Origin of the sequence: Cobetia sp. MMG027, assembly GCF_027947415.1 — a bacterium.
Lineage (GTDB): Bacteria > Pseudomonadota > Gammaproteobacteria > Pseudomonadales > Halomonadaceae > Cobetia > Cobetia marina.
The window spans coordinates 75,056-95,770 of record NZ_JAQJIO010000001.1; the positions used below are offsets into that span (position 1 = coordinate 75,056).

16 protein-coding genes and 1 pseudogene are annotated in these 20,715 nt (G+C 65.6%); 13 read left to right on the plus strand and 4 right to left on the minus strand.

Features of this window, described 5'->3' with window-relative positions; all coding sequences use genetic code 11:
- Positions 1–245: 245 nt before the first annotated feature.
- Together PJK54_RS00325 and sixA are read left to right on the plus strand one after the other, a co-directional pair.
- A complete protein-coding gene (locus PJK54_RS00325; protein ID WP_077372336.1) occupies positions 246–1,373 on the plus strand; it encodes an NAD(P)H-dependent glycerol-3-phosphate dehydrogenase in 1,128 nt (375 codons plus the stop codon).
- A 141-nt stretch (positions 1,374–1,514) separates the two neighbouring features.
- Positions 1,515–2,024: a phosphohistidine phosphatase SixA gene (gene sixA, locus PJK54_RS00330; protein ID WP_077372339.1), complete on the plus strand. Its 510-nt coding sequence runs from the start codon at positions 1,515–1,517 to the stop codon at positions 2,022–2,024.
- Positions 2,025–2,141: 117 nt separating this feature from the next.
- Here sixA and PJK54_RS00335 read toward each other — a convergent pair whose 3' ends face one another.
- Positions 2,142–3,092 (minus strand): AEC family transporter, encoded by a 951-nt coding sequence (locus PJK54_RS00335; RefSeq protein ID WP_077372342.1) that lies wholly within the window; start codon positions 3,090–3,092, stop codon positions 2,142–2,144.
- A gap of 46 nt (positions 3,093–3,138) precedes the next feature.
- The gene (locus PJK54_RS00340) at positions 3,139–3,327 is read right to left on the minus strand and encodes a hypothetical protein (RefSeq protein WP_077372345.1); all 189 of its coding nucleotides are present in this window, start codon (positions 3,325–3,327) and stop codon (positions 3,139–3,141) included.
- Between the two features lie 209 nt (positions 3,328–3,536).
- Here PJK54_RS00340 and PJK54_RS00345 point away from each other — a divergent pair, with 209 nt between their 5' ends.
- The 6 genes from PJK54_RS00345 (at position 3,537) to PJK54_RS00370 (ending at position 11,955) form a co-directional block, all read left to right on the plus strand.
- Positions 3,537–4,721 (plus strand): ABC transporter ATP-binding protein, encoded by a 1,185-nt coding sequence (locus PJK54_RS00345; RefSeq protein ID WP_167593040.1) that lies wholly within the window; start codon positions 3,537–3,539, stop codon positions 4,719–4,721.
- Complete coding sequence (locus PJK54_RS00350) at positions 4,718–7,435, plus strand: GldG family protein (protein ID WP_271301945.1); 2,718 nt, start codon at positions 4,718–4,720, stop codon at positions 7,433–7,435. The genes PJK54_RS00345 and PJK54_RS00350 overlap by 4 nt, the downstream gene beginning before the upstream one ends.
- Entirely contained in the window at positions 7,432–8,679 is a 1,248-nt protein-coding gene (locus PJK54_RS00355; protein WP_271301946.1) for a DUF4340 domain-containing protein, read from the plus strand. The genes PJK54_RS00350 and PJK54_RS00355 overlap by 4 nt, the downstream gene beginning before the upstream one ends.
- Positions 8,680–8,779: 100 nt before the next feature.
- Positions 8,780–9,715 carry an alpha/beta fold hydrolase gene (locus PJK54_RS00360; protein WP_271301947.1) on the plus strand — a complete coding sequence of 312 codons (936 nt, stop codon included), beginning with the start codon at positions 8,780–8,782 and terminating at the stop codon, positions 9,713–9,715.
- Positions 9,712–10,668 carry an alpha/beta fold hydrolase gene (locus PJK54_RS00365; RefSeq protein ID WP_271301948.1) on the plus strand — a complete coding sequence of 319 codons (957 nt, stop codon included), beginning with the start codon at positions 9,712–9,714 and terminating at the stop codon, positions 10,666–10,668. The genes PJK54_RS00360 and PJK54_RS00365 overlap by 4 nt, the downstream gene beginning before the upstream one ends.
- Positions 10,669–10,716: 48 nt before the next feature.
- A complete protein-coding gene (locus tag PJK54_RS00370) occupies positions 10,717–11,955 on the plus strand; it encodes a patatin-like phospholipase family protein (RefSeq protein WP_271301949.1) in 1,239 nt (412 codons plus the stop codon).
- Positions 11,956–12,051: 96 nt separating this feature from the next.
- On the opposite strand, the gene PJK54_RS00375 is transcribed toward PJK54_RS00370, so the two are convergent.
- Positions 12,052–12,894: a transporter substrate-binding domain-containing protein gene (locus PJK54_RS00375; protein WP_271301950.1), complete on the minus strand. Its 843-nt coding sequence runs from the start codon at positions 12,892–12,894 to the stop codon at positions 12,052–12,054.
- A gap of 146 nt (positions 12,895–13,040) precedes the next feature.
- Entirely contained in the window at positions 13,041–13,646 is a 606-nt protein-coding gene (locus tag PJK54_RS00380) for a Smr/MutS family protein (protein ID WP_136938208.1), read from the minus strand.
- Positions 13,647–13,897: 251 nt separating this feature from the next.
- Between PJK54_RS00380 and prmB the strand changes: the two genes are divergently transcribed.
- The 5 genes and pseudogenes from prmB to phaC all read left to right on the plus strand — a co-directional run.
- Entirely contained in the window at positions 13,898–14,860 is a 963-nt protein-coding gene (gene prmB / locus PJK54_RS00385) for a 50S ribosomal protein L3 N(5)-glutamine methyltransferase (protein ID WP_271301951.1), read from the plus strand.
- 112 nt (positions 14,861–14,972) lie between these two features.
- Positions 14,973–16,064, plus strand: coding sequence for a chorismate synthase (gene aroC / locus PJK54_RS00390; RefSeq protein ID WP_271301952.1), 1,092 nt, complete (start codon positions 14,973–14,975; stop codon positions 16,062–16,064).
- A 290-nt stretch (positions 16,065–16,354) separates the two neighbouring features.
- The gene (locus PJK54_RS00395) at positions 16,355–16,864 is read left to right on the plus strand and encodes a DUF6489 family protein (RefSeq protein WP_191237983.1); all 510 of its coding nucleotides are present in this window, start codon (positions 16,355–16,357) and stop codon (positions 16,862–16,864) included.
- A gap of 170 nt (positions 16,865–17,034) precedes the next feature.
- Complete coding sequence (locus PJK54_RS00400) at positions 17,035–17,484, plus strand: phasin family protein (RefSeq protein ID WP_167593039.1); 450 nt, start codon at positions 17,035–17,037, stop codon at positions 17,482–17,484.
- A gap of 511 nt (positions 17,485–17,995) precedes the next feature.
- Positions 17,996–19,726 (plus strand): annotated as a pseudogene (gene phaC / locus PJK54_RS00405) (class I poly(R)-hydroxyalkanoic acid synthase); the annotation flags it as partial.
- Positions 19,727–20,715 lie beyond the last annotated feature (989 nt).

The window sequence follows — 20,715 nt, forward strand, 5'->3', positions numbered from 1 at the left end:
CGCCGGCAACTTCCGGGGCTCCTGCCTTGAGAGTTGTCGGCGTTTTCGTGTTCGCCATCCCTCATCAAGGAGAGTTGAATATGACGTCATCGCCACCACTGTCAGGATGTCATCGCCCACGCAGGCTTTGGCTTGCGTGGGCAGCCCGACAGGTGCCGACGACAGGCACTGACTAGAGGTACAATGCGCGACAGTTGCCGAATCCGCGTTTCTTTCTCCTTCTTACGCCACTACCAGGAGTCTTCATGTCTGCCTCTTCACCCGCTCCTCGTCGCGCCATCCGTGATCGCGAGCTTTCGGAAAGTGCACCGCAGGCAGCCGGCTTGAATGTCTGTGTGCTGGGCGGCGGCAGCTTCGGCACCGCGATCGCCTCGATCGCCGCCGACAATGGTGCCAATGTCACCCAGTGGATGCGTGATGCAAGCCAGGCCGAAGAGGTCAACACCGAGCACCGCAATTCGGGCTATCTGCCGGATTTCGTCATCAACTCGGCCGTGCGGGCCACCACCGACATGGCAGAGGCCCTCAAGGAGGCGGAACTGGTGTGCGTGGCGATTCCCTCCAAGGCGTTTCGCAGTGTGGTGCGTCAAGCGCGCCCGCATCTGCGCGAGGAGCAGATTCTGGTCGCGACCACCAAGGGGATCGAGAGCGAAGGCTTCACCCTGATGAGCGAGGTGCTGGAAGAGGAAACCGGCTTCTCCCACATCGGCGTGCTCTCCGGCCCCAATCTGGCCAGTGAGATCGCTCAGCGTCAGCTGACCGCGACGGTGATCGCCTCGGATGACCCCTTCACCCGCGCACGCGTGCAGACGGCCTTCGGCTGTGATTACTTCCGGGTCTATGCCAGCAATGATCGCTACGGGGTGGAGCTGGGCGGGGCGCTGAAGAATATCTACGCCATCGCCGCGGGCATGGCGGCGGCCCTGGGCATGGGGGAGAACACCCGCGCCATGCTGATGACGCGGGCGCTGGCCGAGATGAGCCGTTTCGCCGTGGCCAAGGGTGCCAATCCGATGACCTTCCTCGGCCTGGCCGGCGTGGGGGATCTCATCGTCACCTGCTCGTCGCCATTGTCGCGCAACTACCGGGTCGGCTACGCCCTCGGGGAGGGGCGTACTCTGGATCAGGCCGTGGAGGTGCTGGGGCAGGTCGCGGAAGGTGTCAATACGGTGCGACTGGTGCAGGATGAGTCAGAGCGTCTGGAGATCTACATGCCGCTGGTGAATGGCATGGCCAAGGTGCTCTTCGAGGATGTCGATCCTCACCACATGGCCCGCGCCCTGATGGGCGGTGAGCAATCCACGGATGTGGAGTTCGTGCTGTCGCGCGAGTCCGTCAAGCAGGCGCGTCAATTGGAACCTGATGGCTCCTGAAGACTCTCAATTCCATGGGGTGGCATCGGCTGAGTGGTGCCATCCCGTTCCTCGCTCGGCGCTCCGGCCGTGCGAGCACTGTCATCGACCGCCGAGGGCGGATCTTCGTCCCGCGCGGTAGTCACTCTTCAGGAGAAAGCCATGAGTGTATTGATCATGCGTCACGGGGAGGCAAGCTCCGGCTCGCCGGACGCCAGCAGGGAATTGAGCGCCCGAGGGCGTGAAGAAGCCCGCCGCATGGGGCAATGGCTGGCGCATCAGTTGCCCGCGGAACGCCGTGCCCGTCTGACCCTCGTCGTCAGCCCCTTCACCCGTGCCCAGCAGACGGCGCAGGAAGTCTCCTCGGCGCTCAAGCTTGCCGGTGAGCAACAGACGACTCTGGAAATCATCACCCCGGATGACCCGCTCACGCCGGTGCTTGATTGGCTGCAGACCCACGTCCCGCCCTGCAGCGAGGCGCGTGAGCCGCGTGACTGGCTGATCATCAGCCACAACCCGCTGGTGTCGAGCCTGGCCAGTGCGCTGGTGGATGGCCCCGGCAGCACTCAGCTGGCCTTTGCCACCGCGAGTCTGGCGTGGCTGGATGCCGATATCTGGGCGGCAGGTCTGGCGGACCTGCACCACTTCGTCAGCCCGGCGGAGCTTGACTGAACACGCGCAGGCGCGTGCCCGGGACCGGGACCGGGACCGGGACATGAGCTTCAGACGCAAGCGCCCCCGTCAGCCATTCGCTGTCGGGGGCGCTTGCGTTGCGTCATCCGAAAGGTGCTAGACCAATCCGCTCAGCTTGAGGAGGAAGATGCCCAGGGTGATGGTGAGCGCGGCCATCAGGGTACTGATGGCGATGATGTTGGCGGCGAGGCGATCATTGCCGCCCATGGCCCGCACCATCACGAAGCTTGCCGCCGCCGTCGGTGAGGCGAAGAACAGGAACAGCACACCGAGTTCCGTGCCGCGAAAGCCCAGCAGCACGGCGAAGGCCGTGGCCACCAGTGGCACGCTGATCATCTTCATCAGGCTGGCACTCAGCGCCAGCTGGCGGCCTTCACGCAGTGAGCGCATCGAGAGGGTGCCGCCGATGCAGATCAGCGCCAGCGGCAACGTCATGCGCGCGAAGTAGTCGCCGGAGGTTTCCAGCCACTGGGGCAGCTGCCAGCTGAACGCCGCGAAGGGCAGCGCCGCCAGGACACCGAGAATCAGCGGGTTGGTGATGATGCCGCGCGCGATGGCACTCCAGCTGGTGCGGCCATCGCCCAGATAACTCGATAGCACCACCACTGACAGCATGTTGTAGGACAGGATGACGACGCCCATCAGGATGCCGCCCATCGACAGGCCGAGATCGCCATAGAGGTTGGCTGCCAGTGCCAGCCCGACGATGGCACAGTTGCCACGAAACGCCCCCTGGACGATCTCGCCGCGCTCCTTCAGCGGAATGCGCCAGATGGCCCAGCCCCACAGCAGCAGGAAGGTCCCAAGCGTGGCGCAGGCGAAGTAGAGCAGCATGCCGGGGCGCAGGGCGTGATCGAGGTCCGCTCGCACGATGGACAGAAACACCAGTGCGGGCATGGTGCCCTTGAAGACCAGGGAAGAGGCGGTGCCGATGAAGGTGTCATCGATCCAGCCGAGACGCTTGAGACCCAGTCCCAGAAATACCATCGCGAAGACCGGCACGGTGATGTTGAGTGTCGCGACGAACAGCGCCAGCATGTCGTTCATTCCAGTCTCTCGCTCATGTCAGTCTCTCGCTCATGTCAGTCCGCCCTCAGATCAGCCAGAAGCCGGTGATCAATGCTGCCGCCAGCAGTGCCCAGAACAGGCGATTGCGCAGGCGTGTGTCACGCTGCGGGCGCCTGGTCGAGCGCTCGTCCGTGGAAGACTCCAGGTCCTCGGGTGTCGGTGAGGCGTTCGAACGGGAGCCGGAAGAGGGCGAGTTGACGTGCGGATCGGGCATGGGAACTCCTGGAAGGGTGAGCGCGTGGTCCCGGCGCCTCACGGATGTCCGGCGCCTCGCCTTGCGGCAGAATAGCGCCAGCATATCAGGATTTTGCAGCGCAGCAGACTGGAAGGCGCGCGCCCGGCTTGGCGAGCGCAGGCTGTCCGCTTACCCTGTGCTGCAATCTTTCGGGCGCAGGCCCCACATCATCACAAGGAGCGGGTAACTTGCAGGACCCATACGCGACCTCTGCCGCATCGTCTTCCGTGCCCTTGCCCCATCAGCCTGCGCCTGTGCCACTGCTGGCAAGCCGGGGGCTGGGGCGTCAATTCGGCCTTCACCAGGCCGTGTCCGGACTTTCCTTCAAGGCCTTTCGCGGCGAAGTGATCGGTCTGCTGGGGCCCAATGGCGCCGGCAAGACCACCAGTCTGCGTATGCTGGCAGGCACCCTGGCGGCAACCGATGGCGAACTGACGCTCGAGGGAGAGGCCTTCGATGGGCGAGCCGGTCAGCGTCAGCTCAATCGCCTGAAGCGACGGATCGGCTATCTGCCGGAAGGGGCACCACTGTGGCCGCAGCTTACCGTGCGCGAGACGCTCGAGTGCGTCGCGGGTCTGCATGGTCTGTCGCGCAGGACTCGCAAGGAGCGCCTGCCTGCCTTGATGGATCGCCTCGACATCACGCCGTTCGCCAATCAATTGTGCGCCGTGTTATCCAAAGGCTATCGCCGGCGCGTGGCACTGGCGATGGCGCTGACCCATGACCCGGACATCCTGCTGCTGGATGAGCCCACCGATGGGTTGGACCCGCTGCAGAAGGACAGCGTGCGCGCCTTCATACGTGAGCTGGGGCGCGAGCGTCTGATCATCGTCTCCACTCATCTGCTGGAAGAGGTGCCGCGGATCTGTGATCGCGTGCTGGTCATGGCCAACGGCCAGCTGGGCTTCGATGACACGCCGGCGGCGCTGGCGGCCCTGTCCGTCAGCGAGGCGGTGCCCAGTGCCTATCGTGAGCGACTCGGTGCCGCTCATGGCGGCACGTCGCCCCTGCCGGTGTGGCGGGTGATCCTGAGCCGTGAACTCAGCGAGCTGGAACTGGCCAGCGTCTCGCGGCTGCCCGGTGTCGCGGCCATCACCGCCGTGTCGCCCGAGGGCGCCGAGCGAGTGTCCCGCTCAGGGCGACGCCTGATGGCGGACCCGGCCTATCGACTGGTGGGCAGGCCCGGGCAGGACCCGCGCTCCGCGCTGGCGCGGTGGTGCAGCTACATGCAGATACGGCTCGATGAGTGCGTGCATGAGCGGGGGGACATCGAGGTGGCATTCCGTCAGCTGGTGGCGCGCATGGCCGAGCAGCCCGCGCCATTGCCGCGCGTGAAGCGCCCCCTGGATGCGGATCAGGAGGTGTCGTCATGAGGGCGATGATGGCGCTGGTGCGGCGTGACCTGCATCAGGCAATGACCCAGGGGGCCAGCTGGTCTCTGCTGGTGGTGATGGCGGTGCTGGCCCCGCTGGGGGCCTTCGAGGTCGGTGATCTTCTGGCACGTGATCGTGCGGACCTGGGAGCGCTGTGGCAGGTATTGCCATGGCTGCTGGTGCTATGGACACCGTTGCTGGCCCTGCGTGGCTGGCCGGAAGAGCGCGCCAATGGCCTGCTTGAATGGCTGTCAGGGCTCGGGCTTGGTCCATGGCGGCTGGCGGGCGCCCGCCTGGCAAGCGCCTGTGTGCTGGGCTGGCTGGGCCTGGCGATGACGGCACCATTGCTGGTGCTGATCCACTGGCTGGGCGATCCCGATCTCGGCCTTGTGCTCAGCGGGTATCTTGGCATGGCGCTGTTGGTGATGGCACTGGCAAGTCTCGGTCAGGCGCTGGCGGTCCGTGCGCCCTCGGCGCTCTCGGCCTGGCTGGGGGCGCTGGTGCTGGGGCTGGCGTTGATGCTGCCGGGCACGCCGGCAGTGACCGCACAGCTGGCGCGTCATCTGGCGCCACACTGGGTGCAGCTGCTGGACCTGATCAGTCTGCCGGCCCATCTCACGCCCTTCAGCGAAGGGCGCCCCGCGCTGCTGGATGTCGGCTACTTCCTGTCGTTGACCCTGGCCGGTCTGGTGCTGCAGGTGCGTGGCCTCAAGCAGGAGCGCAACACGCGTCGGCAGGCGCCCCAGTGGCTGGTCGCCCTGGCCGTGGCATCAAGTGTCACGGCCGTGCTGCTGGCCGCCCAGCGTCTGCCCGCCATGGTATCCCCGAACGCGTCCAATCCGCTGATCACGGCGCATGATCTCACCGATACCCGCCAGCACAGCCTGAGCCCTGCCAGCCGGGAGCTGCTGTCGCGGCTGACATCCCCCGTGACGCTGACCTTCGCCTACAGCGAGCGCTTTGCCGCGGACCTCCCCCAGCTGCGGGAGCTGGCGACACGTATCGAGACGCGTCTGGGCGCCTTCGCGCGTGAGCCTCAGGTGCGCCTGAAGCGGGTGGACCCGCAGCCGGACAGTGCCGATTTCACGGATCTCGAGGCCCAGGGACTCACGGCGCTTTCGCTGCCTGGCGGTGAAAGAATGCTGTTCGGTCTGATCATCGATGGCCCCTATTCCGAGCGCCGTGCGATCCCGATGCTCAAGGCCTCCGATCTCGGCGGACTGGAAGCGCAGGTCGCGCGTCAGATCCAGGAAGTCTCGCGCACCCAGCCACCCCGTCTGGGCGTGATCTCCAGCCTGCCGGTGATGGGTCAGCCGAGCATGGAGCAGGGCCGGGCACTGGGCAGCTGGGGGCTGATGGAACGTCTCAATGCCCGCCTGCGCATCGACTGGCTGTCCGGCGGGGATGACCCGACGCGCCCGATCGCCGATCAGGATGCGCTGCTGGTGATCGCCCCGCGCCTGTTGCCGACGGCGACGCTGACGGCGATCCGTAACTATCTGGATCGTGGTGGGCGAGTGCTGATGATGCTGGACCCGCTCCCCGAGATGCTCGATCAGCCAGCCCCGGCTTCTGAGGCTCTGAGCGCCTTGCTGGCCCATGCAGGACTTGAGTCACGTTCGGGCGAGGTGGTGGCGGACACCCGACTTGCCTTGCCGATCGGTCTGCTGGACGGCACGCGCGCCCTGAGTCCGACGCTGCTTGGCATCGGCCCGGACCGTCTGTCGGATGCCTTGCTGAACCAGAATGTCGATCAGCTGGTGATGTCCAGCGCCGGTTGGCTGGCCCCGCGTGAGGAGATGGCGGAGACACCGTCAGCGACCTCGCGGCAGTGGCTGATCCGAGGGGCCGATACCACGCGCCTGCTGTCGGCCGACAAGGTGTACGCCAACCGCATGGACCCGCGGCCGTTGTCCGGCCTGTCTGGACAGGGCGTCGAGGAGGGTGGGCTGGCGGTGCTGACCCACTGGCCGGCGCCAGTGGGTCAGGGAGCGCGTGACGACGGGCATGAAGACGGGCGTGAGGGCCAGCTGCTGGTGGTCAGCGATGTCGACATGGCCAGTGATCGCCTGTGGCGGCGCAGTGCGGCGGACGGCAGTGAGCACGAGCTGAATGCCAATGCCCGTTGGCTGGAGAACGCGGTGGATGTGCTGGCGGGCAGCCCGGAGCTGGTGGCGCTGCGTGCCGGTGCCCATCAGGTGCGCGAGTTGACGCGACTGCATCAGCTGGCGGATCGCCAGGCGGCCGAGGAAACCCGTCTGCGCAATGACTGGCAGTCGCGCCTGAGTGCACTGGGGGCTGCCCCGGTGGCCGACAAGGCGGAGGCGGCACGCCAGCGAACGGCACTGGATGACATGCAACAGGCGTTCGAGAGCGCACTCGCGCGCCAGCAGCGCGCGGCGAATGCCGAGCGTGATGATCTGCGTCGCAGGCTTCGTCTCTGGACCTTGCTGGCGCTGCCGGTGTTGCTGGGCCTGTTGGGTGAGCTGATCTGCTGGCGGCGCTATCACGCGAGCCGTCGAGCGGGCTATCGCCCTGCCGGGCGACTGTCCGGCCATCGTCAGCCCGGTCGTCATCGCCTCGGTGGCGGGGGACTGTCCGCGTCCACCAGCGCCGAGACGGCGTCGGCATCCGACAGGCCGGCCTCATCCAGCACGTCTGACCGAGCCGCTGAGGATCATCGCGGCGAGCGCCGCAGGGGAGATGACGCATGAGTCGCTTCAATCGCGCCGGATGGGCGCTGACAGCACTGGCCTCGTTGCTGGCGATCGGGGCTCTGACGCTCGGCCCGCGTGAGTCGGGCTCGTTTCCGGATGCCGGGCCAGGCGCTCCGCTTCAGGAGGGCGAGGCCTCAAGCGCCATCCTGACACCGCTGCCGGCGTTGTCGCATGTCGCCGCGACGGCGCAGAGAATCGGCATTCGTCGCCATCCCGATGAGGCGCAGGACTGGCTGAGTCTGACGCGAGACCCGAAGGGGGATTGGCAGCTGGCATCACTGGGCAACTGGCCGGCGCGTCAGGACAAGGTGACCGGGCTGCTGCACCAGCTGAACGAGGCACGCCTGCGCACGCGCAAGCCCGCGACTGACCAGGCGCTTCAGGCGCTGGGGCTGGCGGGGCAGTCTCCGGTAGTGAATGTCACCGGCAGTGATGGTGAGGTGAGTCTGCAACTGGGCGGCACGCCGTCGGCTGCCCGCAGTGGTGCTGATGCCTTGCCGGGGCGTTACGTGCGCTGGCTTTCGCTGCCGGATTCGCCGGTGCTGGAACTGTCTCGCGACATCGGCTTGCCGGACTGGCGGGGCGGCCTGGCGGCAAGCGAGGTGCTGGATCTGTCCGCATTGCTGCACGAGAGGCAGGGGCCGCCCGCGCTGAGTCGTGTGGAGGTGCGTCTGGCGCCTCATCCGCAGGCATCCCATACCCCGCACACGCGGGGGCTTGCCCCCGACAGCGCGGCGGCCGAGGCCCTCATGGCGGCGCTCTCGCCCCTGAACCAGAACGATCTGCGCCTGCGTGTCGCGCAGGCGGACTGGCAGCCGGCGGTCACGCTGACCTTGAACTGGTCCCACGCCGCGCGGCAGTATCGCCAGCCGCCATCGCGGGATGATCACCTGCAGCTGACGCTGTCCATCGCTTCCGGCAGCAAGCCCTGGGCGCGTCTGACCCTGGAGGGTACGCGCTGGCCGGCGGCTCTGGTACGGCGTCTCGCGGCGGTGGAGATCCAGGTCAACGGTGCGCTGCGCGAGCGCTTGATCGGTCTGGGCAAGGTCATCGAGACCCATACCGGGCCTCATCCTGGCGTGTCCGCTGGCTCGGCAGAGGCGGGCGGTGGCCTCGAGGCGGGCAGACTGTCGCCAACGGCGATTCAGGCCGCTCTGCAGGCGGCTTCCCACGCGAGCGAAGAGGTGGCTTCGACGGCGGATGCCAGGTCTGCCGCGCAAGGTGAGACATTAGGCGAGTAGCGTGGTGGCGGTGGGGCTGGCATGCTGGGAGACTGGGTCAAACGACCGTTTGCTTTGTGGCATCCGGCGACACCGCCACGCAAGGTGAGGAGACTTCATGATGACAGTGCCATCCCGCAATGCCTCATCAGCATCCGCTGGGCAAGCCGCCGTGGCGGGGGCCGTAGAGGTCGTGCCGCAAGCGGAGCCTCGGGAGGTGTCCGAGCCGCGAGAGTCACGTCCGCTGCTGGCGTTTGCCCATGCCAATGGCTTCACCGGCGCCTGTTACAACAGCCTGCTGGCCCCGTTGGCCGAGTCGTTCGATCTGCTGCCGGTGGACAGGCTGGCGCATGATCCCGCCTATCCGGTGGGGCGCAATCTGATCGCGTTGCGGGACGAATGGCTGGCCTGTCTGGACACGGCGCTGGGGCCGGTAGGCACGCCGGACAGTCGCAAGGTCATCGGGGTGGGGCATTCGCTGGGAGGCGTGGTCAACTACATGGCCGCGCTCAAGCAGCCGGCGCGTTTCCACTGCGTCATCCTGCTTGACCCGCCCTTGATGCTGGGACGTGATGCCATCGGCCTCAAGATCGCCAAGCGCTTCGGTTTCATCGACCGTGTCACGCCGGCAGGGCGCACGCGTGGCCGGCGTGCCCGCTGGGATTCGCCTCAGGCGATGCATGATTACCTGCGTCGCCGCTCGCTGTTCGCCAACTTCACGCCCCGCGCACTTGCGGACTACATCGAGCATGCCACGCATCGCCACGGCGATGGCAGCCTGTCGCTGAGCTTCGATACGCGTCACGAGGTGGAGATCTTCCGGCATCTGAGTGATCACCTCACGGGGTCCGTGGCCAGGCTCAAGGTGCCGGTGAAGATACTGGCAGGTGAGCAGTCGGACCTCTTGACGCCACCGCGCATCGCCAGGCTCCAACGGGCCGGGCTTGAGGTCGCCACGGTGCCGGGCGGACACATGTATCCCTTTGAGCATCCTGATCTGACGCGTGAGGCGCTGTTGGCGACCCTCTCGCAATTGGCACCGGAGTTGATGGCATGAATTCCACGACGGGCACATCACGCCCATCCCCTCGTCCCTTGACGTTCACGCGTCGCTGCGGCGGCGAGATAGCGGCGCTGGAGTGGCGCTCCGAGCAGGCCAGCGCTGACGCCCCGGTATGGCTGGCGCTGCACGGCTGGCTCGACAATGCCGCCAGCTTCACGCGCCTGGCACCTCTGCTGTGTGAGCGACTGGGCATCCGGATCGTGGCCATCGACCTGGTCGGGCATGGTCGCTCGAGTCCCCAGGGGCCGGATGGCGACTATGCGGTGTGGGATTATTGTCACGATGTCATCGAAGCGCTGGAAGGGTTGCGAGGCGAGGGCATGCCGGAGGCGCCGGTCACCTTGCTGGCGCACTCGCTTGGCGCTGCCGTCGCCGGACAAGTCGCAGCGGCCCTGCCGGAGCATGTCGCCCGACTGGTGCTGATCGACGGTATCGGGGCGCTGGCGACACCGGCTGACGAGGTGGTGGGGCAGTTGCGCCGTGGCCTGCTGGCGCTTCATGCGCGTCCGCTCTCGCGAGAGGCCTCGGGGAGCCAGCCCTCGCGTCGTGCGCACTATCGTGGCATCGAGGAGGCGGTGGCGGCGCGTGTGGCCGGTGGCGTCACGCCCGTGGATGCCGAGACGATACGCCCGGTGGTCGAGCGCAACCTCGAACCCCTCGAAGAGGGCTGGCGGCTGTGCAGTGACCGTCGTCTGCTCAGACCCTCGGTGATGCGCTATACCCCGGAGCAGGTACTGGCGCTGCTGGCCGCCGTCAATCAGCCGGTGCTGCTGATCGAGGGGGAGCAGGGTATCCTGAGGGAGCGGCCCGAAGCGCAGCTGGCGCGAGCGGCCGTGCGCGGGCTGGAGCGTTGCGTCCTGCCCGGCGGCCATCACCTGCATTTGGAGCCGGGACATGTCGCGGCGGTCGCGGCACGGATCATCGACTGGATCGTCGCGGGCGAGTAGTCCGTCGCGCCAAGGTCATCCTTCATCATCGTCATCGGGAGACATGCCATGGCCAAGCGCAAGACCATCGCCCTGGCACTGGGGAGTGGCGGGGCACGCGGTTATGCCCATATCGGTGTCATCGAGGAAGTGCTGGCGCGGGGCTACGACATTCGCGCCATCTCCGGCTGTTCCATGGGCGCGCTGGTGGGCGGCATCTATGCCGCCGGTCAGCTCGACGCCTATCGGGACTGGGTGTGCAAGTTGGATTATTTCGATGTGCTGCGCCTGGTGGACGTGACCTGGAGCCCGATGGGCGCCATCCGCGCCCGTCGCATCATGGAAGAGCTGGAGGCCCTGATCGGGGATACGCGCATCGAGGACCTGCCGATACCGCTCACCACCGTCGCCACGGACCTGATCGCCCAGAAGGAGGTCTGGTTCCAGAGCGGCAATCTGCTCGAGGCGATCCGGGCCTCCATCGCCGTGCCGGGGGTGATCACGCCGGTGCAGCGCGATCGCAAGATGCTGGTGGATGGTGGCTTGATGAATCCGTTGCCCATCACGCCGCTGGTGGCCGCGCATGTGGATCTGGTGCTGGCGGTGAATGCCACCGCGCACTCGCCGCGCAACCAGACGCTGGAGCAGATGCTGCCCCCGGCGGAGGCGGCCGAAGAGGAAGCACGCGAGGCCGCGCTGCAGGCGCAGGAGGGCGGATTCGGTGACTGGCTGCGTGGCGTGCGCCGCAGTGCCGAGCGCATGTTCTCGGCCGAGCGTGAGGCGACACAGCCTCCTGAGCTCGCTGAGCCACCGCCATCCTCCACCTCGGCGGTGAGCCCCCTGGGCGGCGTGCCGCTGCCGCCGGGAGGCAGTCTCGCCCCGCCCTTCACGACCTTATCGGAGGCGCCGGAGACGGAGCCCGCCACCAGCACGGGCGCGACCCTGAACGATGTGCTGAATCAGGCCGTGAAGGAGGGCCGGGAAGATGCTGACCCGCGCGAGGCGCAGGGGCGTCAGAGCGAGAATCGGGAGTTGCGGCGCCTCGCGGAGATCGAGGAGGGAGTCGACGACGACAATTCGCCGGAGCAGGCCTGGGGCAAGCTCGACATGATGATGCGCTCCTTCGATATCACCCAGGCGACACTGGCCAAGTACAAGATCGCCGGGTATCCGCCGGACATTCTGGTCGAGATCCCCAAGACGGTGTGTGGCGCCTACGAATTCCACCGGGCCGAAGGCCTGATCAAGCTGGGCCGTCACCTGGCCGCCGAGGCGCTGGATCGTTACGAGAAGGGGCTGGATGGCTAGGAGGTCGATGAGCACGCGGCAATGACGCAAGCCCCCGCCAAACGAGATTGGCGGGGGCTTTTGGCATGTGGCTCAGGCTGACGCTGACGCGCTGGTTCAGCCCTTGATCCATTTCTCGAAGATGGCGGCCTGCTCGCCGGTGCCCTGCATCTGGGTCAGCCACTGATCCACATAGGCTTTCCAGAGGTTGTCACCCAGCGGCAGCAGATAGCCCTTCTGGGAGAAGGTGAATGGCGCATCAGGATGCACGCTGCACAGCGCCGGGTGACGGCTGGCCTGCAGCTGGGTCTCGATGGCATCCGTCACCATCACGTCGGCGCGGTCTTCGATGATGTTGTTGAAGATGGTGCGGTTGTCGTTATGCGCGACGCGCGTGGCATCGCTCAGGAATTCATTGGCGAAGCGCTCGTTGGTGCCGCCCGGATTGACGGTGATGCGCACGCTCGGCTGATTGATCTGGGCGACGGTCTGGTACTTGTCGACATCTTCACAGCGCACGATGGGCGTCTTGCCGCCGGTCTGGTAGGGCAGGCTGAAGTAGGCCTGTGCCTGACGATCCAGCTTGATCGAGATACCGGACATGGCGATGTCGCACTTGCCGGAGGTGAAGTCTTCCATCAGCGTCGGCCAGCTGGTCGGAACCGTCTCGACGCTTGCGCCCAGGCTTGCGGCCAGCGAGGCGGCCATGTCGAGGTCGATGCCCTCGAACTCGCCGTCGTCTTCACGATGGCTGAAGGGGGCATAGTCACCGGTGGTGCAGACCTTCAGCACCTGAGTCTCCTTCACGCGGGAAAGCGTGCTGTCGGCCAGGGAATCGCTGGCGGCAGCGGGCGTGGCAAGCGTCAGTGACAGGGTGGCTGCGGTCACGCCGCTGAAGATGGCGGTGGAGCGCGCGCGGCGTGAGGGCTGGCGTGTGGAGTGTTCAGCGTTGGGTGTCATCGGGGTGTTCCCTTGTCGTTATGATGGCAGGCTCGGCGTGAGGCCTGCTTCAGATGTTCAGTTGCTCAGGTGTTCAGTTGCTCAGGTGTTCAGTTGCTCAGATGTCCTGTGTCGCTACTCCGTGGCGTGGCGATGGAGGGGCTTGCTCAGTCCATCAGCGGATCACGGCCCTTGCTGCGCAACAATACATAAACTGCGCCGCTGCCGCCGTCCAGCTCCAGCGCCGAGGTGAAGGCCAGCACGTCCGGCCACTGGCGCAGCCAGGCGTTGACGTGGCTCTTGATGATCGGGTGATCCGCCATGCCGGTCCACGCCTTGCCATGTACGACCAGCACACAGCGTGAGCGCCGCGCGATGGCGTCATCGATGAAGGATTCCAGCTCGCTGCGCGCCTGCTCCAGTGTGTAGCCGTGCAGATCGAGACCGGCTTCCCAGGCGATCTCGCCGCGCTTGAGGCGCTGGCGCTGGCGGTAGGGGAGGTCCGGTACCGCGAAGTCGAGCAGCTGGCTGGGCGTGACCGGTTCGACCTGGCCGTCCGTGGTGCGCGATGGCGTGCCGAGAGAGTCGGTCGAGGCTTCGCTGGCGGCAGCGCGACGCGCGGCCAGTCGGGCCTGCTCGTCACGGCTGAGCGGCTTGCGGCCGGGGTCTGCCCGGTTGCTGGTGATCTTGCGCACGCCGGCCTGTTTGAGGGCGGCGCGGAAGGCGTTGAAATCGTCGCCGTCATCCGAGCTGTCGTCGTGTCGGGGGGGCATGGCTGGGGGCTCCGCAAGCGGTGAATGGCAAGGGGCGCAGTATAGCGTGGCTGTCGGTGCTGTGAAGCACCGCGCCGTGCCGTGCAAGGTCAGTGGCGTCCCATGATGTCGCGCACGTCACGCGCGGTGACCATGGCGCGTGCAAGGGTCGCCGCCACGCCTCGTGAACGCTACAATGCCTGCGCGAGACGCCACCGACGCTTCATGACTGGCGGCGCTCGTTGTCCATCTGTCCGCTTACAGGAATCACCGTGTCCACTACTTCCGCGTCCGACCTGCGCCATCCTTCCAGCCTCAGTGAGCCGGATTCCCGTCTCGTCGAGGAGCTGGTGACTCTGCGCGACCTGATTCGCTGGGCGACCAGCGAGTTCCACGCGCACCGTCTGCACTTCGCCCACGGCACCGACTCTGCCTGGGACGAGGCGGTGGCGCTGGTGCTGGGTGCGCTGCATCTGCCGTGGGACACGGACCCCGCCGTGATCGACGCCCGTCTGCTGACCATGGAGCGTGCGCGCATCGTGGCGCTGGTGCGTGAACGCATCACCACCCGCAAGCCGCTGCCCTATCTGCTCGGTGAAGCCTTCTTCACCGGCGTTCCCTTCGATGTCGATGAGCGCGTGCTGATTCCGCGCTCGCCGATCGCCGAACTGATCGAGAGCGGCTTCTCGGCCTGGTTCCCGGAACTGCCGCCGACTCGCGTGCTGGACATGTGCACCGGTTCCGGCTGCATCGGTATCGCCACCGCGCTGGTGATGCCGACCGCCGAGGTCGACCTGGTCGATATCAGCAGCGAGGCGCTGGAAGTCGCGCGTCGCAACATCGAACGTCACGACGTGGCAGGGCGGGTCATCGCCGTGCAGTCGGACCTGTTCGCGGGCGTGGCCGGCAAGCGCTATGACCTGATCGTCTCCAATCCGCCCTACGTGGATACCTTCGATCTCTCCAACATGCCGCAGGAATTCGGCCATGAGCCGGCGCTGGCGCTGGGCGCCGGTGATGATGGCCTGGATATCGTGCGCCGTATCCTGCGCGAGGCGCGTGACTACCTGACCGACGACGGCGTCTTGATCGTCGAGGTCGGCAACTCCGAGCGCCACCTGATGGACGCGTTCCCGGACGTGCCCTTCATGTGGCTGGAGTTCGAGCGCGGCGGCAACGGCGTCTTCGCCATCGATGCCCAGACACTGGACGTTTGCGCCCCCGAATTCGCCTGAAGACAGGCTCGTCTGGTGCCTTCGCTTCAGCGCCAGACCTGAAAAAGCTCACGACAACTATTATCAGAACGCCGTCGGCCATGACCGGCGGCATCGCCTGAGGACCCCCTGAATGTCCGGAAATACCTTCGGCAAGCTGTTCACTGTCACCACCTTCGGCGAAAGCCATGGCCCGGCGCTGGGCGCCATCATCGATGGTTGCCCGCCGGGCATCGAGATCAGCGAAGCGGATCTGCAGATCGATCTGGACCGCCGCCGTCCCGGCACCTCGCGTCACACTACCCAGCGTCGCGAGCCGGACCAGGTGCGCATTCTCTCGGGCGTGTTCGAGGGCCGCACCACCGGCACGGCCATCGGCCTGATGATCGAGAACACCGATCAGCGCTCCAAGGACTACGGCAAGATCAAGGACCAGTTCCGTCCGGCCCACGCCGACTACACCTATCACCACAAGTATGGTGAGCGTGACTACCGTGGCGGTGGCCGCAGCTCCGCGCGCGAGACGGCCATGCGCGTTGCCGCCGGTGCCATCGCCAAGAAGTATCTGGCGAGCCACGGCGTGCAGGTGCGCGGCTATCTGTCCCAGCTCGGTCCCATCGAGCTTGAGGTCAAGGACTGGTCGCTGGTCGACACCAATCCGTTCTTCTGTGGCGATGCGGACCGCCTCGAGGAGCTGGAGCAGTACATGGACGCCCTGCGCAAGGAAGGCGATTCCGTGGGCGCCAAGGTCACCGTCGAGGCGACTGGCGTGCCGGTGGGTCTCGGTGAGCCGATCTTCGATCGCATCGATGCCGAGCTGGCCCATGGCCTGATGAGCATCAACGCCGTCAAGGGCGTCGAGATCGGGGACGGGTTCGCCGTGGTCAGCCAGAAGGGTACCGAGCACCGTGACGAGATGACGCCGGAAGGTTTCCTCTCCAATCATGCCGGCGGCATCCTGGGCGGTATCACCAGCGGCCAGACCCTGCGTGCCAGCATCGCGCTCAAGCCGACCTCCAGCCTGCGACTGCCGGGTCGCAGCATCGACGTCAACGGCGAGGCAGTCGAGGTGATCACCACTGGCCGTCATGATCCGTGTGTCGGTATCCGCGCCACGCCGATCGCCGAGGCGATGGTCGCGCTGACGCTGATGGACCACCTGCTGCGCCATCGTGGCCAGAATACCGACGTCAAGGTCGACACACCGGTGCTGCGCGAGGTGTAAGCCGCTTGCGGCGCGGCTGAACTGCTGGCGCTGCCCAGCTGTTGAACTTGTAACGCTGCCAAGCTGCTGAACTTTTAGTGAGAAAGAGACGCCCCATCCGTGGAGTGATGCCCTGCATCCTCCGTGGCTGGGGCGTCTTGCGTGGTGGGTTGGCTTGCACAAAGTAAATAAGAAAAGGCGTAAGTAGCAGGCTGCCCCCGTGTCATTCTCGCTGCTAGACTCGAATGGCAAGCATGCCAGCGGACTCGCGCACCACGCCGTGCGCGGGCAGACAACACAAGGACACTGCCATGAAGATCAATGTCGAATTCGACCTGACGCCTCAGGAGTTTCGCCAGGCGATGGGCCTGCCGGATGTGGAAGCCTTTCAACAGGAATTGATGGAGCGCTTTCGTCGTCAGATGGAAGCGGGCGTCGAGGGCTATGATCCGATGAGCCTGCTCAAGCCGCTGATGACACCGGGGGCGGGCACGCCGTTTGCCAGGTTCATGCCGCCGGGGATGGCGGAAGGCATGGCGGGGATGGGCGGCGCGTCAGCGGCCGATTCCCCGGGGGCCTCATCCAACGAGATGGGCGACAGCATGGCCAAGGGCATGGCGGCTTTCCAGCAGTACCAGAAGATGATGCTGGATACCTTGCAGCAGTTCGGTCAGCAGGGCACGGGCAACGCCAGTGGTGGGGCCAGTGGTGGCGACAGTGAGCCCGCTGGGAATGACCCGCATGCGGGAGCTGCGCAGAAGGCGACCGCCGAGGACAGACCCAAGGCCGCCAGCGCGCGCTCACGCAGTCAGCGTGATTGATGGATGACGAGGGAAGCTGAAGGCATTGCGGTGCAGGATTATCGTCATGGGATTGCAACCGCTTCGGGAGCAGACTAGTCTTTGTGCAGTGCAGCATAATGCTGCGCTCCAAAGATGGCGCAGAGTCTTCTGCGCGCTCTTCCGGTACGGAATCCATGGGAGGAACCGTCATGCAACAGGATCAGATGTTCAACGCCTTTGCCGAGCAGGCCCGCAGCTTCTATCAGCCGATGCGCAAGCTCAACAGCCTGGTGCTCGACCACATGAGCAAGGTGGCCGAGTTCCAGATGGATGCCGCCAAGCGCTATGCCGATACCGGTTTCGAGCGTGCCCGCGCCGCGACGGAAGTGAAGAGTGTCGAGCAGCTCAGCGAATTCGGCAATCGTCAGCTGGAAGTGGCCACCGAGCTGTCCCAGCAGATGATGGACGATTCCCTGAAACTGGCGGAAATGGGCAACGAGATGCGCAGCCAGATGGAACAGGCCTATTCCGATGCGGGCAAGGAAGCCACGGACAAGGCATCTTCCGCTGCCAGCAAGGCGTCTTCCGCCACGGCGGATGCCGCGAAAGACAGCACCAGCAAGCCGGCAAGTGCCACCAGCCGCGCCAAGCAGAGCTGAAGAATCATCGAGAGGGCTGGCGCACGCGCCAGCCCTTTTTTTGGCGAGGTCAGGCATTGCCCCCATCACGGCCCGGGTGCATGCTGAGAGTCGCCCCCCCCGAGGCGGCAAGACGACAGATGAGAGGTCTCAGCCGGCTTTCCGTCGTATTCGCGCCTCTGGCATGAATGCGACGGAAAGCGGACTGCAAGGCTCTGGCCTGCCAGAGTGACGCCAGAGTGAAGAGAGTCGGTGCAAGGTGCCAGTGACGGCGCCGCGAACGCCTTTCGAGGGCATTGCACTGCAGAGGTACGGAAGGATTCGGTTCGATGAAATCGTGCATGTCGGCGTTCGTTCGACAGCCATGCTTCGATAGCCAATGACAAGGAGGACGGGCGATATGGTTTCAGCCCAGCAGCAGGCACTTTCTCAGGCATTCTCTCAGGCCTTTTCCCATCTGTTCCCCGATGGCGTCGACGGCGGCGAATGGGCCGGCGTGGTACAGGAAGCCAGCACCCAGTATCAGGCTCTGATGAGTGACATGCTGGAGCGCCTGTGGCCAAGTGCTGCTGCCTCCACCATCTACGACGAGATGGGACGTTGCTTCCAGGCAGGCGCGGAGGCACTGGCACGTGACCCCCAGTTGCTGATTTCCACGCAGACCCGCCTCTTCCAGGACCAGATGGCCCTGATGCAGGGCACGCTGCGCGAGATGAGCGGTGAGAGTGTCGAGCCCGTGATCAGCCCCGCACGCTCTGATCGTCGCTTCCGCGATGAGGCCTGGCAGAGCGAACCGTATTATCACTTCCTCGTGCAGCAATACCTGCTGTTCTCGCGCGCCGTGGATGAGATGCTGGCGGGCATCAAGGGATTGCCAGAGAGCCAGAAGCGCAATCTCGAGTTCTACGCGCGCCAGTACGTCAGTGCCTTCTCGCCCTCCAACTTCGCCTCCACCAACCCGGAAGTGCAGCGGGTGACCCGTGAAACCGGCGGCCAGAATCTGCTCGACGGCTTGAAGCGTCTGCGGGAAGACCTTGCCAACTCCGCCGAAGGCATCAATGTCGCGATGACCGACACCGAAGCCTTCCGTCTCGGCGACAACATCGCCGTCACGCCGGGGGATGTGGTGTTCGAGAATGAGTTGATCCAGCTGATCCAGTATCGCCCGGCGACGGAAAAGGCCTTCAGTACGCCGTTGCTGGTCGTGCCGCCGTGGATCAACAAGTACTACATTCTCGATCTGCGTCAGGACAATTCGATGATGCGCTGGCTGGTGGAGCAGGGGCACACCGTGTTCCTGATCTCCTGGCGCAATCCCGGGCCGGAGCAGAGCGATCTCACCTGGGCCGATTACATGCAGATGGGGCCGCTTGCCGCGATGGATGCCATCGAACAGGCCACCGGCGAGAAGCAGGTCAACATCCTGTCCTACTGCATCGGCGGCACGTTGACGGCCAGCACCATGGCCTATCTCACGGCCAGGAAACAGGCGGATCGCGTGCGCTCGGTCAGTTACATGGCGACGTTGCAGGACTTCTCCGATCCCGGCGAGATCGGCGTCTTCCTCAACGAGCCGGTACTGCAGGGCCTTGAGAAGCAGATGGCGCAGGACGGCTACCTGGATGGCCGCGTGATGGCGTTCTCCTTCAACCTGCTGCGCGAGAATGACCTCTTCTGGTCGTTCTACGTCTCCAACTATCTCAAGGGCGAAGCGCCGACCGCGTTCGACCTGCTGTACTGGAATACCGACGGCACCAACCTGCCGGCCGGTACCCATGCCTGGTATCTGCGTCACATGTATCTGGAGAACCGCCTTGTGCAGCCCGGCGGTATCGAGCTGGACGGTGTCCCGATCGACCTCTCGCAGATCGAGATTCCCAGCTATTGGGTCTCCGCCCGCGAGGATCACATCGCCAAGTGGCAGACCACCTACAACGGCACCCAGCTGCCCAAGGCTTCCATCAAGCGCTTCGTGCTGGGTGGCTCAGGCCATATCGCGGGTATCGTCAATCCGCCGCACAAGAACAAGTACGGCTACGTCACCAATGACGAGCTGCCGGCGACACCGGATGCCTGGCTTGAGGGCACCGAGGCGCATGAAGGCTCCTGGTGGAATGACTGGCAGGCATGGATGTCCGGCAATGGTTTCGTCGAGCCGGAACCGGAAGTCTCTGCGCGCACGCCGGGTGAGGGCAAGCTCGACGTGATCGAAGCGGCGCCGGGGCGTTATGCGCGCCAGACCATCCCCGAAGTACTCGGCCAGACTGTGCCGGAAGAGATCACCTCAGCCGCACAGGCGCAGCTCAAGACCGTGCGTGATGTGCAGGAGACGGTCGAGAAGCGCATGAATGACGCGCTCAAGCAGGTCACGCTGCCACTGGAAGAGATGGTGTCGGCAATGACAGGGAGCGCGGCGGGCAAGGCGAGCAATGATGCCAGCGATGCGAAGGGCAGCAGCTCGTCCGGTGCCTCCAGGGCGCAAGGCGCCAGCACCGGGCCTGCCGCTTCCAAGGCGGCATCAGCGGCTACTGAGTCAGCAGCGCCGGCAAGCAAGCCCGCCGCGCGCAAACGTGCTGCACCCAAGAGCACAGCTTCCAAAAGCCCTGCTACCAAGAGCACTGCTGCCAAGAGCGCAACGACCACCAGCAGCACGGCCAGCGACAGCACTGCAAAACCGAGTACTGCAAAACAGAGCACTGTAAAACCGAGCACTGCGAGCACGGCTGCCAGCAGTACAGGTAGCTCAGCGGCGAAGACCTCCACGCCGCGCAAGACAGCTGCCAGCAAGACGACTGCGAGCAAGTCAGCCTCTGACAGCAAGCCGTCTGCGGCCGGCACCTCAACCGGCGGCGCTGCTTCCACTGCCTCGGGCTCCAGCAGCACGGCGACATCGCCCGCTGCCAAGCAGCCTGCGACACAGAGCAAGGCGGCGGCCAGTGCTCCCAAGAGCACCGCGGCAAGCAAGCCGGCGGCCTCCAGCAAGACGACAGCCAGCACCACCAAGCGCGCCGCGGCCAGCAAGCCAGCCTCCAGCAAGACGACAGCCAGCACCACCAAGCGCGCCGCGGCCAGCAAGCCAGCCTCCAGCTCGACGGGGAGTGCGAGCACTGGAAGCACTGCCAAGACCGCCAGCAGCACAGGTGCTGGAAGCACAGCCAAGGCTGCTGGATCTGCCGCCAAGAGGGACACTGGCAGTGCGGCGGGTGCAGATGCCAAGAGTGATACCGGCAGCGCAGCGCCCAAGCCGCGCCG

Coding starts and splice junctions, on each gene's coding strand:
- PJK54_RS00375 (WP_271301950.1), bottom strand. CDS start 12,894: ATGACACCCAACGCTGAACACTCCACACGCCAGCCCTCACGCCGCGCG.
- PJK54_RS00350 (WP_271301945.1), top strand. CDS start 4,718: ATGAGGGCGATGATGGCGCTGGTGCGGCGTGACCTGCATCAGGCAATG.
- PJK54_RS00365 (WP_271301948.1), top strand. CDS start 9,712: ATGAATTCCACGACGGGCACATCACGCCCATCCCCTCGTCCCTTGACG.
- PJK54_RS00335 (WP_077372342.1), bottom strand. CDS start 3,092: ATGAACGACATGCTGGCGCTGTTCGTCGCGACACTCAACATCACCGTG.
- PJK54_RS00380 (WP_136938208.1), bottom strand. CDS start 13,646: ATGCCCCCCCGACACGACGACAGCTCGGATGACGGCGACGATTTCAAC.
- PJK54_RS00355 (WP_271301946.1), top strand. CDS start 7,432: ATGAGTCGCTTCAATCGCGCCGGATGGGCGCTGACAGCACTGGCCTCG.
- PJK54_RS00340 (WP_077372345.1), bottom strand. CDS start 3,327: ATGCCCGATCCGCACGTCAACTCGCCCTCTTCCGGCTCCCGTTCGAAC.
- sixA (WP_077372339.1), top strand. CDS start 1,515: ATGAGTGTATTGATCATGCGTCACGGGGAGGCAAGCTCCGGCTCGCCG.
- PJK54_RS00400 (WP_167593039.1), top strand. CDS start 17,035: ATGCAACAGGATCAGATGTTCAACGCCTTTGCCGAGCAGGCCCGCAGC.
- PJK54_RS00370 (WP_271301949.1), top strand. CDS start 10,717: ATGGCCAAGCGCAAGACCATCGCCCTGGCACTGGGGAGTGGCGGGGCA.
- PJK54_RS00395 (WP_191237983.1), top strand. CDS start 16,355: ATGAAGATCAATGTCGAATTCGACCTGACGCCTCAGGAGTTTCGCCAG.
- PJK54_RS00360 (WP_271301947.1), top strand. CDS start 8,780: ATGACAGTGCCATCCCGCAATGCCTCATCAGCATCCGCTGGGCAAGCC.
- PJK54_RS00325 (WP_077372336.1), top strand. CDS start 246: ATGTCTGCCTCTTCACCCGCTCCTCGTCGCGCCATCCGTGATCGCGAG.
- aroC (WP_271301952.1), top strand. CDS start 14,973: ATGTCCGGAAATACCTTCGGCAAGCTGTTCACTGTCACCACCTTCGGC.